The organism is Flavobacterium sp. UBA7663 (genome assembly GCF_002483315.1).
Classification (GTDB): domain Bacteria; phylum Bacteroidota; class Bacteroidia; order Flavobacteriales; family Flavobacteriaceae; genus Flavobacterium.
This window is the reverse complement of sequence record NZ_DLHR01000019.1, coordinates 98294-111466: the sequence shown is the minus strand read 5'-3', so window position 1 is coordinate 111466 and position 13173 is coordinate 98294. Positions and strand designations below refer to the sequence as shown.

Annotated in this window: 12 protein-coding genes; 3 read left to right on the top strand and 9 right to left on the bottom strand. The window is 32.9% G+C overall.

From position 1 onward, the window contains the following. Positions 1 to 48: 48 nt before the first annotated feature. The 3 genes from B2741_RS07830 to B2741_RS07820 all read right to left on the bottom strand — a co-directional run bounded on the left by B2741_RS07830 (position 49) and on the right by B2741_RS07820 (position 3422). A complete protein-coding gene (locus B2741_RS07830) occupies positions 49 to 1650 on the bottom strand; it encodes a fumarate hydratase (RefSeq protein ID WP_291137261.1) in 1602 nt (533 codons plus the stop codon). Between the two features lie 75 nt (positions 1651 to 1725). Next, a complete protein-coding gene (locus B2741_RS07825) occupies positions 1726 to 1929 on the bottom strand; it encodes a hypothetical protein (protein ID WP_291137258.1) in 204 nt (67 codons plus the stop codon). Positions 1930 to 1982: 53 nt separating this feature from the next. Then, positions 1983 to 3422, bottom strand: a complete 1440-nt coding sequence (locus B2741_RS07820) for a nucleoside recognition domain-containing protein (RefSeq protein WP_291137254.1) — start codon at positions 3420 to 3422, stop codon at positions 1983 to 1985. A gap of 134 nt (positions 3423 to 3556) precedes the next feature. Between B2741_RS07820 and B2741_RS07815 the strand changes: the two genes are divergently transcribed. Continuing rightward, entirely contained in the window at positions 3557 to 6514 is a 2958-nt protein-coding gene (locus tag B2741_RS07815; protein WP_291137250.1) for a S8 family serine peptidase, read from the top strand. A 47-nt stretch (positions 6515 to 6561) separates the two neighbouring features. Here the strand turns inward: B2741_RS07815 and B2741_RS07810 are convergent, their stop codons facing one another. The 4 genes from B2741_RS07810 to B2741_RS07795 all read right to left on the bottom strand — a co-directional run bounded on the left by B2741_RS07810 (position 6562) and on the right by B2741_RS07795 (position 9579). Beyond that, positions 6562 to 7275 (bottom strand): 3'-5' exonuclease, encoded by a 714-nt coding sequence (locus B2741_RS07810; protein ID WP_291137246.1) that lies wholly within the window; start codon positions 7273 to 7275, stop codon positions 6562 to 6564. 50 nt (positions 7276 to 7325) lie between these two features. Beyond that, positions 7326 to 8486: a serine hydrolase domain-containing protein gene (locus B2741_RS07805; protein WP_291137243.1), complete on the bottom strand. Its 1161-nt coding sequence runs from the start codon at positions 8484 to 8486 to the stop codon at positions 7326 to 7328. 61 nt (positions 8487 to 8547) lie between these two features. Continuing rightward, positions 8548 to 9021 carry a methylated-DNA--[protein]-cysteine S-methyltransferase gene (locus B2741_RS07800; protein WP_291137240.1) on the bottom strand — a complete coding sequence of 158 codons (474 nt, stop codon included), beginning with the start codon at positions 9019 to 9021 and terminating at the stop codon, positions 8548 to 8550. Between the two features lie 72 nt (positions 9022 to 9093). Further along, positions 9094 to 9579, bottom strand: a complete 486-nt coding sequence (locus B2741_RS07795; protein ID WP_291137237.1) for a DUF1573 domain-containing protein — start codon at positions 9577 to 9579, stop codon at positions 9094 to 9096. A 144-nt stretch (positions 9580 to 9723) separates the two neighbouring features. On the opposite strand from B2741_RS07795, the gene B2741_RS07790 reads away from it, so the two are divergent. Both B2741_RS07790 and B2741_RS07785 read left to right on the top strand, forming a co-directional pair. Next, complete coding sequence (locus B2741_RS07790; RefSeq protein ID WP_291137234.1) at positions 9724 to 10992, top strand: sensor histidine kinase; 1269 nt, start codon at positions 9724 to 9726, stop codon at positions 10990 to 10992. After that, the gene (locus tag B2741_RS07785) at positions 10985 to 11671 is read left to right on the top strand and encodes a response regulator transcription factor (RefSeq protein ID WP_133608948.1); all 687 of its coding nucleotides are present in this window, start codon (positions 10985 to 10987) and stop codon (positions 11669 to 11671) included. Before B2741_RS07790 ends, B2741_RS07785 begins: the two co-directional genes overlap by 8 nt. A 4-nt stretch (positions 11672 to 11675) precedes the next feature. On the opposite strand, the gene B2741_RS07780 is transcribed toward B2741_RS07785, so the two are convergent. Next, positions 11676 to 12089, bottom strand: coding sequence for a c-type cytochrome (locus B2741_RS07780; protein WP_291137230.1), 414 nt, complete (start codon positions 12087 to 12089; stop codon positions 11676 to 11678). 69 nt (positions 12090 to 12158) lie between these two features. Continuing rightward, positions 12159 to 13157 (bottom strand): porphobilinogen synthase, encoded by a 999-nt coding sequence (hemB, locus tag B2741_RS07775; protein WP_291137227.1) that lies wholly within the window; start codon positions 13155 to 13157, stop codon positions 12159 to 12161. Positions 13158 to 13173 lie beyond the last annotated feature (16 nt).

The window sequence follows — 13173 nt, the reverse complement described above, 5'->3', positions numbered from 1 at the left end:
ACTCACAGGTTTGTCTATTTTCTATATTCTATTCTCTTTTTTCTAAGACTAAAGATTCATAAAAAAATCATTCCCTTTATCATCAGTTATAATAAACGCAGGGAAATCTTTTACGGTAATTTTACGAACGGCTTCCATGCCTAATTCTTCAAAGTCTACTACTTCTACTGATAAGATGTTTTCTTTTGCTAAAATCGCAGCAGGACCACCAATCGAACCTAAATAGAATCCTCCGTATTTCTTACAAGCGTCCATTACTTGTTTTGAACGATTTCCTTTCGCTAACATAATCATGCTTCCGCCAGCGGCTTGGAATTCGTCTACATAAACGTCCATTCTTCCTGCGGTTGTGGGTCCAAAACTTCCTGATGGCATTCCGTCTGGAGTTTTTGCTGGACCTGCATAATATACAGGATGATTTTTGAAATACTCTGGCATTGGTTTTCCAGCGTCTAATAATTCTTTGATTTTTGCATGTGCAATATCACGAGCCACAATCAACGTTCCGTTTAATTTTAAACGTGTTTTGATTGGGTATTTTGATAACTCTGCTAAAATTTCTGGCATTGGTTTGTTCAAATCAACTTCAACTGCAGGCTCTAAATGAGGAGCTGTTGTTGGTAAAAACTGACCTGGATTGGTTTCTAATTGTTCTAAGAAAATCCCATCTTTCGTGATTTTTCCTTTTATATTTCTATCAGCTGAACAAGAAACGCCCATTCCAACAGGGCAAGAGGCAGCATGACGAGGCAAACGAATGACACGAACATCATGCGTTAAATATTTTCCACCAAATTGTGCTCCAATTTGACTTTCTTGACAAATAATTTGTACTCTTTTTTCCCATTCTAAATCGCGAAATGCTTGACCCGACATGTTTCCAGAAGTTGGAAGATTGTCATAATATCCAGCTGAAGCTTTTTTCACGGCTGCTAAATTCGCTTCTGCAGAAGTTCCACCGATAACGATAGCTAAGTGATACGGAGGACAAGCCGCTGTTCCTAAATCCATAATGCGCTCACGAACAAATTCGTCTAATGATTTTTCATTCAACAACGATTTTGTCTTTTGATATAAAAACGTTTTGTTTGCCGAACCACCACCTTTTGTTAAAAATAAGAATTCATACGAATTTCCTTTTTTCGCATAAATATCAATTTGAGCTGGTAAGTTAGAACCTGAGTTTTTCTCTTCAAACATCGAAATCGGAACAATTTGCGAGTAACGAAGATTTTTATTTTGGTACGTATTGTAAATTCCTTTTGATAACCATTCACCATCTTCCACGCCTGTGTAAACGTTTTCACCTTTTTTGGCAACCACAATCGCAGTTCCAGTATCTTGACAAGAAGGCAATTGACCTTCTACAGCTACTGCGGCATTTTGCAATAAGTTATAAGCCACAAAACGATCGTTGTCTGTTGCTTCTGGGTCTTCGATAATGTTTCTTAGTTTTTGTAAATGTGCCGAACGCAACATAAACGAAACGTCGTCCATAGCTTCTTGCGCTAATAATTCTAATCCTTTTGGATCCACCACTAAGATTTCTCTATCGCCAAGTTGTTCTACTTTTACATAGTCAGAAGTTAATTTTTTGTAGTGTGTATCGTCTTTTAGAATAGGATACGGGTCTTGATATAAAAAGTCCATTTTGTGTAAGTTTTGAAAGGTAAAGTTACGGATTTTTGTTTTTCTAACCTGCAAGGTTTTTAAAACTTTGAGGAATTAATTTACAATATAAATTATTATCCCAACTATAATTAAAAATAAAACGAAGCCTATTCTGGTATTCCAATTTTCATTCTTAATTTCGGTGAATGGTTTTTTTCCTGAATAACAAAGCCATTTAGCCAACATGCCCAATCTTTTAAAAAAGAAGTACATACCTTCACGTCCTAAATCAATAATTAATTCTTCAAAAAAACTCATTTTTAATTTATTTTACCTAAAAGATTTTGGAAACCTTGCTGTAATTTAACAAGTTAAAAAAACCAACTCGCCACAAAAATCGCTGTAATCACACAAATTAAATCCACTAAAAGCATCATTCCTAAGGTATAACGAGTGTTTTTTACATTGATACTTCCAAAATAAACGGCAATAACATAGAAAGTTGTTTCCGCACTGCATTGGAAAATACAGCTTAGCCTTCCTGTTAAGGAATCAGGTCCAAATTGTTTCATCGCATCAATCATAAATCCTCGTGATCCACCAGAACTAAAAGGGCGTAACATCGCCACAGGAAGCGAATCAGTGATTTCTTTAGCTACTCCAAGATGAGCAAAAACAAACGAAATTCCGTAACTGATGTTTTCAAACAAACCACTATTTCTAAATAACGAAATAGCCACTAACATTCCCATCACATAAGGAAAAATGGTAACTCCTGTTTTTAATCCGTTGTTGGCACCGGTTACAAAAGTGTCGAAAATGGTTGTTTTTTGTTCTACGAATTTCTTTTCTTGAACGAAAGAAAAGATTAAAGTTCCACCAATGATTAATATCAATAACAATCCCGAAAGGTTAGAAGTAAAGTAATTTTTTCCGATTAAATCTAAACTGTTTACATAGAATAATAATCCCACAATAGCTCCAATAACTCCCATTAAAGCCGCTAGTAATGAAGCGCTTTTGAAATTTACTTTTTGTTTGATTCCGACTAATATAAAAGCAGCAATAGTTCCAATGAAAGAGGTAATAATACAAGGCAACATTACGTCTGCAGGATTTGCAGCATGTTCAGCCGCACGATAACCGATAATTGACGTTGGAATTAATGTTAAACCAGCAGCATGCAAACACATGAACATGATTTGTGCATCGCTTGCCTTGTCTTTATCAGGATTTAATTCTTGTAAACTTTGCATCGCTTTTAATCCAAAAGGAGTTGCAGCCGAGTCTAATCCTAAGAAGTTGGCAGAAAAATTTAGCGTCATATAAGAAATCGATTCGTGATTTTTAGGAATTGAAGGAAAAACTTTTGCAAACAACGGACTTAATTTCTTCGCCAATCTTTCAGAAGCTCCAGAAATAATAAGTAATTCCATAATCCCACAGAAGAAAGATAAGTAAGCAATTAATGGTAAAATCAAATCAAATAAACTGCTTTTGGTCATAGGTAGTAAACCATCTGCTTTTTGTTTTCCGCTATAGATTTTTACGGTTTGATTGTTGTAGACATAGGTAGTGTCTGCATCAGCTTCATTTTTATTAATAATGAATGTTTTGTCTTCCGCTTTTTGTAAACTATCTTGAACAAATTGAGGCACTTCTTTTAAATACTTTTCACCAATTAAAAGAGGTTCGCCTTGTTTGCCATTCAGTACATAATCAATAGAATAATATTGTGAAGAAAATAATCCAAAAACAATAAAAAAGATTGACGATATAAATATTACTAACCAAAATCTGCTTAAAACCATAACTAGCTATTTTTTCGTAAATGTACTATAATTCAAAATATTTCAACAAATATTAAATAAATATAAATATTTAGTGATTTTAAGAAATAATTATATATTTGTAAATATTATATTAACCCAAGCTACAAAACATTATGAAAATCAGAAGATTACTATTTATTTTTTCATTATCTATTTCTGGTTTTGTTTTTTCACAAACTAAAGAAGACGCTGAAAAAATCACAAAAAATTACGATTTAGAAAAAATCAAAGAGCTAGAAGTTTATCTTAGAAAGAAGGAAGCGTCTGAAAAAAAAGCAGCTTATGAAGCGGCTTCAATTAATGGATGGCCAATTACAATTGAAGGGGAAAATGGTTCCTTTCAAGAACTAATGAAATTAACACCTGATGGATTTCCAGTATATTATTCAACAGAAAATATAGCAGCAGCAAGATCAACACGTACTAATTATTTAAACTCAGGAGGTGGACTTGGATTATCTTTAGATGGTCAAGGAATGATTGCTAGAGTATGGGATGGAGGGACTGTTAGAAGATCTCATAGTGGTTTTGGAGGAAGAGTAGAAACAGTCGATAACTCAGGCTCAACATTTGGCTCACATCCAACTCATGTTACAGGAACTATAATAGCTTTACCGTGGGGTGCAAGTTCTTCTACAATAAAAGGAATGGCCTCACAAGCGACTGCAAGAACATTTGATTGGACCGATGACGAATCAGAAGCTTTATCAGAAGCAACTTTAGGCATGTTAGTTTCTAATCATTCTTATGGGGTTCCTGTTACAGGATCAGGAGGGCCACTTCCTTCATGGTATATTGGTTCTTATGTTGAAGATTCTAGGGTATGGGATGAAATTGCATATTTATCCCAATATTATTTACCTATTTATTCTGCTGGTAATGATGGAAACAATAATGATAATGCTGATCCAATTGTATTTGGATTTGATAAACTTGTAGGAAACAAAGTGGCCAAAAATGTATTAACAGTTGCTAATGCTCAAGATGCAACTATTGCAGCAGACGGCTCTTTAACAAGTGTTATTATAAATTCTGGGAGTAGTCAAGGCCCTACTGACGACAAAAGGATTAAACCAGATATCACAGGAAATGGAACTAATGTAACATCTTTGAACAGTACTAACGATACATCAACCACAGCAATGTCTGGGACATCAATGTCTGCCCCAAATGTAACAGGAACACTATTATTATTACAACAACATTACAAGAATGTTACAAATAGTTTTATGAGATCAGCTACCCTAAAGGGTCTTGCTTGCCATACCGCAGATGATGCGGGTGAAATTGGACCTGATCCGGTTTTTGGATGGGGATTATTAAATGCCAAAAAAGCAGCTGAGACTATTAATAATAATGGTTTAACTTCTTGGATTTCTGAGGAAAGGTTAAATCAAGGACAATCATTTACTATGACAGTAAAATCATCTGGAGGAGCTACTAATCCTTTGGTTGCATCAATAACTTGGACCGATGTTCCTGGTGAAGCTAATAATGGACAAAGATTGACTCCTAATGATACATTTAGGTCATTAGTAAACGATTTAGATATTAGAGTTACCAAAGACGGAACCACATATTATCCTTGGAAATTAAATAGTACTAATCCAACATTACCCGCAACAAGAACGGGAGATAATAATTTAGATAATGTTGAATTAGTAAGAATTGATTCTCCATTGGCAGGTGATTATGTAATTACAATTACTCACAAAGGTAATTTAGTTGATAATGGACAAAATTATTCATTAATTATCACTGGAATTACATCCGATTTCGCAATAATTCCTACGTCTGAAAATGTAGAATTATGTAGCAATCAAGATGCAATATTTAATTTTAATTTTAAGAAAACAAGAGGTGGAGTTACAAATTTTTCAGCAGTAGGAATACCTGCAGGCGCGAATTTTTCTATTTCACCAGCAAGTTTGAATGTTAATGGTAATATTTCAATGACCGTTTCTAACTTGTCTTCAGTAATTCCTGGAGAGTATAATATTGGTATTGTTGGTAGTAATGGAATAGAAACCGAGACAAGAACACGAACATTGAAAGTTTACAATTCAACTTTTCAACCTGTTATTTTATCATCACCTACCAACGGATTTAATGGAACATCAACCATAGTTAATCTTAATTGGCAATTAGATTCTAATGCTGAAAATTACAATTTGCAAGTTTCTACTAGTCCAACTTTTGCAACAACGGTAGTAAATCAAATAACAATCAATACTAACTATTTAATAACTGGTTTGTTACAAGACACAATGTATTACTGGAGAATTATTCCTTCTAATAGATGTGGTATCGGAATTACAAACTCAGCAACAGTTAATACTTTTAGAACAGGAGTATTATCATGTGGAAATACATTCTCTGCAACTGATTTTTCAAATGCAACAGTAGCTACAATAGCTAACTCTAGTGCAAGTGTACCTTTAAATATATCAGGAGGCTTAACTATTGGAGAAATAAGAGTTTCATTTGAAATGACCCATACTTATGTTCAGGATATGACAATAACGTTACAAGGGCCTGCTTCATTAGGAAGTCCAATAATTACTTTATTGGAAGAGCCATGTGGAGATAATGATAATATTAACTGTAGATTTGTTGATTCAGGATCTGCACCCGCATGTTCTGGTGTTCCTGCTATTTCAGGAGATATTGCACCAAATGATTCTTTAAGTAATCTTAATGGATTGATAGCAGATGGAACATGGACACTTTTAATTAGTGATCCTTATAACGGAGACGGAGGTGAGGTTACCAATTTTTCAATTGAAATATGTGCTTTAACAGCATCATTAAGTTCAAATGATACTGTTTTAAATTCATTAAAAGTGTATCCAAACCCAGCTAAAGGTATCGTCAATATTGATTTAGCTGGAAGTGTAACAGGTGAAACAACATATGAATTGTTTGATGTTCAAGGAAGAAAAGTAATTTCTAAAATTTCTTCTAATAGCGTTGAAACATTAAACGTTGAAAATTTGTCTGACGGAATTTATATGTTAAGCATTCAAAATGGAGGTGCTAAAACAACAAAAAAATTGGTTATTAATAAATAATCATCAGCATAAAAAATAAAAAAGGGAGCTTAATTAGCTCCCTTTTTTTATACATGAATAATTTCATCTTCTACCAATAAATCTTCTCGTCTTAATCTCAGAAAAATTTGTGCTACAGCAATTACATCTTTTTCACAATAAGTAATAATTCGGTCAATATCGTTTTCTACATAAAAAACGTGTGCTACTTCGCTTCCATCAATATCATCTTTTGGAGATGGAATTCCAAGCACTTTTGTAAGTAATTTTAATGAAGTAAAGTGTTTGTAGTCGCCAAACTTCCATAATTCTAAAGTATCAAGATGTGCAACTTCCCATGGTTTTTTGCCGAATAAATTTAGTTTATTTGGCAATGCAATCCCATTAATAATCATGCGTCTAGCTATAAACGGAATATCAAATTCTTTAGCATTATGACCACACAAAACATGCTGTGCTCCGTTAAAATGTGTGTTTAGTAAATTTGAAAAATCGTTTAAAATTTTCTTTTCTTCTCCCCAAAAACTGGTCACACGAAAGTTTCTAATATCACCTTTATTTACAAAGTAACCTACAGAAATGGTAATGATTTTTCCAAATTCAGCCCAAATTCCAGCTCTTTCGTAAAAATCTTCTGCCGAGACTTCATCTTTACGTTGGTATTGGGTTTTGTGTTCCCACAAATAACGAGTTTCTTCATCTAAAATACCATAATTTTGGTGTTCCGGTACAGTTTCAATGTCTAAAAACAAAATGTTGTTTAAGTTAATTTTCTCAATCATTTTTGTATGGTTTATAGTTAATTTAAGTTTTTAGTTTCCAACTTTCATTATCATTTCTTTCTTTGTTTCAACATTTCATTCGCTTCTTCCATATAGACATATAAATCATTGCTGTGTGGGTCAGTTTCAGTTTGTTTTCCTTTTAAATGTCCTAATCGAACAATTATTAATTCATCTTCTGGAATTACAATTACAAATTGCCCTAAATGCCCACGCATGTAGTATAAATCTTTACCTAAAAAGTTATGCATCCACCAGCCATAACCATATTGTGGACTTTTTTCAAAACGTGGAGTTATACATTTTTTCACGAATGCGCTATCTAGTAATTGTTTACCATTCCATTTTCCATTGTTTAAATATAATTTTCCAAAACGAGCAAAATCCCTAGCATTACTAGCAATACAACAATACGCTTTTTCAATTCCGTCTGGTTCTTCGTCAAGTTGCCAAAGCGCTTCGTTTTCGGCTCCCATGGGTTGCCAAAAGTGTTTAGAAACATAATCAGATAAATGTTCTCCCGTTGCTTTTTCAATACACATCGCCAATAATTGAGTAGCGCCACTTAAATATTTGAATGATTGACCTGGTTTTTCTTTGATGTCTAAACCTAAAATAATGCCTTTTAAATCATCATCAAAATAAGCGCGGGTTACAATTGAAAACGGACTATAATATTTTTCATCCCAACTTAATCCAGATGCCATAGAAGATAAATCACCTATGGTTACGTCTTTTGCATAATTACCTTTTAATTCTGGAAAAAAATCGGTTACTTTTTGATCTAAACTTTTAATTTTTCCTTCCATAATAGCTTTTCCCATTGCCATAGTAACGACACTTTTTGCCATAGAAAAGGAATTGGATTTCGAGTTTTTATCAAATCCGTCAAAATAACTTTCGTGCCAAATGCTGTCTTTTTTAATGATGAGATAAGCAATGGTTTGAAGTTCTTTATGTGTCTTTTGTAAATTTTGAGTTGCAGGAACTGAGTTATAATCAGAAGCTATTGCCCAAGGTTGAGCAGTTCCTTTTTTAATTTCTCTATTTGGAAATTCTTTATAATCTTCTAAAAAAGCGGTTGTGTAACCCTTGAAATAGATTGTCCTTACGGCACGTAACAAATAATCTACATCAAAAATGTACATCAAAATTATGATGCTAGCCAAAACAATAGCGAACCACTTGAAGAATTTTAAAAGAAATTTCATTTCCAAATTTTATAAGATTGTGTTATAAAAGTAGGAAAAAGTTAGAATGATTTTAAAAAATCTAAAACAAACTTTCTTGTTTTATTGGATTTTCGTGTTCGAGCAGCCATTTTTTGCGCCACAATCCACCAGCATAACCTGTTAACGAGCCATCACTTCCAATGACTCTGTGGCATGGAACGACAATCCAAAGCGGATTTTTTCCATTGGCAGAAGCAACTGCACGAATTGCTTTTACATCGCCTAATTTTTTTGATAATTCTAAATAGGAACACGTTTTTCCGAAAGGAATTTTTAATAATTCTTGCCAAACTTTTTGTTGAAAATCAGTTCCTACGGGATTAATTTTAAATGAAAATTCCGTTCTTTTTCCATTAAAATAATCTTGAAGTTGTAAAACAGCCTCTTTTAATTCCTTCGGAAATTTTGTAGAAATTTCAACGTCTTCATTCAGCACATGAATTTTTGAAATCCCATTTTCATTTCCTTGAATTTCTGTACAACCAAGAGGTGTATTTATAATGACTGTTTTCATTTTGTAAATATAAAAAAAACCACCTTTTGACAGGTGGTTTAATAAGATGTAAAAGCTGAATTAATAATATTGTTAAGATTTAATCTCTTCTTTTTTCTCAGTAGCTGGTTCTAATACTTTTCCTTTGAAAGATAAAGTTTTTACTGCTTCAGCACCATTTTCAGTAGTTGTAATTGTAACTGATTTTTGAAATTGACCACCAGATGCAGCATTAAAAGTTGCAGCAACCATTCCTTTTTCTCCAGGTTTAATTGGAGTTTTTGTGTAATTTGCAGCAGTACAACCACAAGCTGGTCTTACATTTGTAATTAAGATAGTTTCTTTTGTAGTGTTTGTAAAAGAAAATTCATAAGTAACTGGTTTTCCTTTTTCAATATCTCCAAAATCATGCATTTCTTGATCCCATTTAATGTTTGATTGTTTAGGAGCTACAGGAGTTTTAACTTCTGTTGGAGTAACCTGAATTGCTTTAGTTGTTTCTATTTTTGCATCTTTTAATTGTGCAAATGAAGCGCTAGCTATAAATAAAGCTACAATTGATAATTTAATTGATTTCATACTGTATATGTTTTAGTTATTTTAAATTTGTTATACAAAACTAAAAAACTTTTAAACGGGTGTTGTTAATTAAATTTTAATGATTGTTAATGACATGTTAATAGAGATTTTTAGAACCACATTTTTTGTAATATCGAACTCATTATGAAGTTTAACAGATTTAATACCGTAATTTTCATTGGGTTTTTAGCAATTGTTGGTGTTATCATTATGCAACTGTTTTTGCTCAATCAGGCCTATATTTTTGAAAAAAAAGATATGGAAGATAAAATCCATTTTGCTTTGCAAGATGTGGTGGAAAAAATTTATAGAGATAATAAATCAGAATTACCCATTACCAATCAAATTAAGAAAGTTTCTGAAAACTACTTTATAGTTAACGTTAATGATGTTTTCGAAAATCGAATACTAGAGCAGTATTTAAAGCTTGAATTTGAAAAAGTAAAATTGGAACTTGACTTCGAATATGCTATTTATGACTGTAGTTCAGATGAAATGGTTTACGGAAATTACATTTCGATTAATGGGAAATCTGAGAAATTTTGTGAAGATTGCTTTTTAAAAAACAGCGATTTAACGTATTATTTTGCAGTGCGTTTTCCACATATTGAACAAACATATTTCAAAAGTCTATCGCAATATTGGATATTTACAGGCGTGTTGTTCCTGGTTTTAATTATTTATGTGTACTCGGTATTTTTAATGTTGCAACAAAAAAGATACACCGATTTACAAAAGGATTTTATAAATAATATGACACATGAGTTTAAAACACCTTTGGCTTCTATTTTAATTGCTTCAAATTATGCCAATACGCAAAAAGAAATTGTTGATAATCCAAGATTGTCAAAATACATGCAAATCATAATCAATCAAAGCAATAAACTAAACCAACACATTGAGAAAATTTTGTACGTAGCCAAAACTGAAAGCAAGCAAATTGTTTTGGATAAAACCAAAGTAGATGTAAAAGTATTGCTGGAATTGGTTAAAGAAAATATCGTTTTAAAACATCAGAAAGAAATAAAAATAGACATTCAATTAGAGCGTGATTATGTAATTCAAGCTGATGAATTTCACTTTTATAATGTGCTTTATAATATTATGGATAATGCGGTAAAATATTCGGGTTTAAATCCAATAATCCAAATTCAATCCAAAGAAAATGATAAAGGATTGCTTTTAAAATTTTCGGATAATGGAGTCGGAATTCCAGCTAATGATTTACCATTTGTGTTTGATAAATTTTTTAGAGTTGCACGAGAAGATAGTAAAGATATTGAAGGATTTGGTATTGGACTTTCGTATGTAAAACGTGTTTGCGAATGGCACAAATGGAAAGTTTTTGCAACGAATAATGAAGATAAAGGAATTACAATATCCATCCAAATAAATAAAAACGATTATGAGTAAGAAACGTATTTTGTATGTAGAAGACGACGAAACCCTGGCGTTTTTAACTTCCGATAATTTAGAACAACATTTTGAAGTTGTACATTGCAACAACGGAAAAGAAGCATTTCAACTGTTTTGTAAAGAAACGTTTGATTTGTGTGTTTTAGATATTATGTTGCCCGATATGGATGGATTTGAAATAGCAACCGAAATCAGAAAACGAAATCAGGAAATTCCGATTATTTTTCTTTCGGCAAAAACCATGAAAGAAGACCGAATTAAAGGATTGAAATTGGGTGCCGATGATTATTTGGTAAAACCATATTCTATTGAAGAATTGATTTTAAAAATTGAAATTTTCTTAAACCGAAGTCAGAAATCAACCGATAATTCAACACAAAAACAATATACTTTTGGAAGTTTTCAATTTGAACCCGAGAATTATTTATTGAAAAATGACAGTCAAAAAATCACATTAACCGAAAGAGAAGCATCGCTTTTAAAATTGTTTTTAGACAATCCAAATACCGTTCTAAAACGCGAAAAAATCTTAATGGAATTATGGGGAAGCGATGATTATTTCCTTGGTAGAAGTTTAGATGTATTCATTTCAAGATTGCGAAAAATCATAAAAGAAGAAACCCACGTGAGAATAGAAAACATTCCGCGCGTGGGCTTTAAGTTGGTAGTTGAATAATATTTTATTCGAAACTCATCATATATACTTCTAAAGCTTTACGTTCTTCAGCCGTCATAGCTTTGGTAATAGTAAAGTTAGTTTTCATGGTTTCATATTGTGTTGGGTCAACAATTGGTTCGCTTTCTTCGTTGATGAAAGCGGCAATACTGGCCCCTTTTTCTTTGTAAATTTTAGCAATATCTTTAATTGCAGGACCAATCACTTTGGTGTCCGCTTTATGACATGCCGTACAAGTTCCTTTACCTTCAAAAAGCTCTTGACCTTTTGCTAGTAATGGATCAACTGCTGTCTCAGTGGTTGTCTCAGTTTTTTCTTCAACTGGATTTCCGTAGGTGTCAGTTTCTTTTTTTTCACCACAATTAGTCAATGTGATTGTTAGTGCAAAAATAGCTAATGATTTAAATATAAGTTTCATTTTAATATAATTTAGAAATATCGATAAAATTACAATATCGATTTTACTTAGTTTGTGACAAATGTCACATTACTTTCTGTTTAATAAAATAGCTGCTTCTTTTGCAAAATAAGTTGAAATCAAACTCGCACCTGCTCTTTTGATACACATTAATTGCTCCATCATAATTTTGTCGTGATCTAACCAACCTCTTTCAGAAGCTGCTTTAATCATGGCATATTCTCCAGAAACATGAAAAACCGTTACCGGAACATCAACCGCATTTTTCACTTCACGAACGATATCCAAATAGGCAATTCCAGGTTTTACCATAACCATATCAGCACCTTCTTCTACATCCCAAAGAGCTTCTTTAACCGCTTCGATGCGATTAGCGTAATCCATTTGGTAGGTTTTTTTGTTTTTCGGAACTTCTACATCGGCATCTTTTGGAGCTGAATCCAAAGCATCTCTAAACGGGCCATAAAAAGCCGAAGCATATTTAGCCGAATAACTCATGATTCCCACATTGTGAAATCCTGCAGTATCTAAACCTTGACGTAAACGTAAAACACGTCCATCCATCATATCACTTGGCGCTACAAAATCGGCACCCGCTTTTGCGTGAGAAACCGCCATTTTTACTAAAGCATCATTAGTTGCATCATTTGCGACATCACCTTTTTCAATGATACCATCATGACCATAAATGGAATAGGGATCTAAAGCTACATCAGGCATTACAATCATTTCAGGACAAGCCGCTTTGATAGCACGAATGGCTCTTTGCATTAAACCATTGTCGTTCCAAGCTTCTTTACCAGTATTATCTTTTAATGATTCATCTACCTTAACATAAATATTTACTGCACGAATTCCCAAAGCAAAAAGTTCTTTTACTTCTTCGACAGTCAAATCAATCGAGCGACGGTAAATGCCAACCATAGAAGGGATTTCGACTTTTACATTTTCACCTTCAGTAATAAACATCGGAAACATAAAATCACTTGGACTTAATGTGGTTTCGCGAACTAAACTTCTTATAGATTCGTTTACTCTTAAACGACGACCTCTGTGTAATGGAAACATAATTTGATATTCAAAT

Bases quoted from the DNA above. Each gene is read 5' to 3' on its own strand.
- B2741_RS07830 (WP_291137261.1), bottom strand. From the start codon at position 1,650: ATGGACTTTTTATATCAAGACCCGTATCCTATTCTAAAAGACGATACA.
- B2741_RS07825 (WP_291137258.1), bottom strand. From the start codon at position 1,929: ATGAGTTTTTTTGAAGAATTAATTATTGATTTAGGACGTGAAGGTATG.
- B2741_RS07820 (WP_291137254.1), bottom strand. From the start codon at position 3,422: ATGGTTTTAAGCAGATTTTGGTTAGTAATATTTATATCGTCAATCTTT.
- B2741_RS07815 (WP_291137250.1), top strand. From the start codon at position 3,557: ATGAAAATCAGAAGATTACTATTTATTTTTTCATTATCTATTTCTGGT.
- B2741_RS07810 (WP_291137246.1), bottom strand. From the start codon at position 7,275: ATGATTGAGAAAATTAACTTAAACAACATTTTGTTTTTAGACATTGAA.
- B2741_RS07805 (WP_291137243.1), bottom strand. From the start codon at position 8,486: ATGAAATTTCTTTTAAAATTCTTCAAGTGGTTCGCTATTGTTTTGGCT.
- B2741_RS07800 (WP_291137240.1), bottom strand. From the start codon at position 9,021: ATGAAAACAGTCATTATAAATACACCTCTTGGTTGTACAGAAATTCAA.
- B2741_RS07795 (WP_291137237.1), bottom strand. From the start codon at position 9,579: ATGAAATCAATTAAATTATCAATTGTAGCTTTATTTATAGCTAGCGCT.
- B2741_RS07790 (WP_291137234.1), top strand. From the start codon at position 9,724: ATGAAGTTTAACAGATTTAATACCGTAATTTTCATTGGGTTTTTAGCA.
- B2741_RS07785 (WP_133608948.1), top strand. From the start codon at position 10,985: ATGAGTAAGAAACGTATTTTGTATGTAGAAGACGACGAAACCCTGGCG.
- B2741_RS07780 (WP_291137230.1), bottom strand. From the start codon at position 12,089: ATGAAACTTATATTTAAATCATTAGCTATTTTTGCACTAACAATCACA.
- hemB (WP_291137227.1), bottom strand. From the start codon at position 13,157: ATGTTTCCATTACACAGAGGTCGTCGTTTAAGAGTAAACGAATCTATA.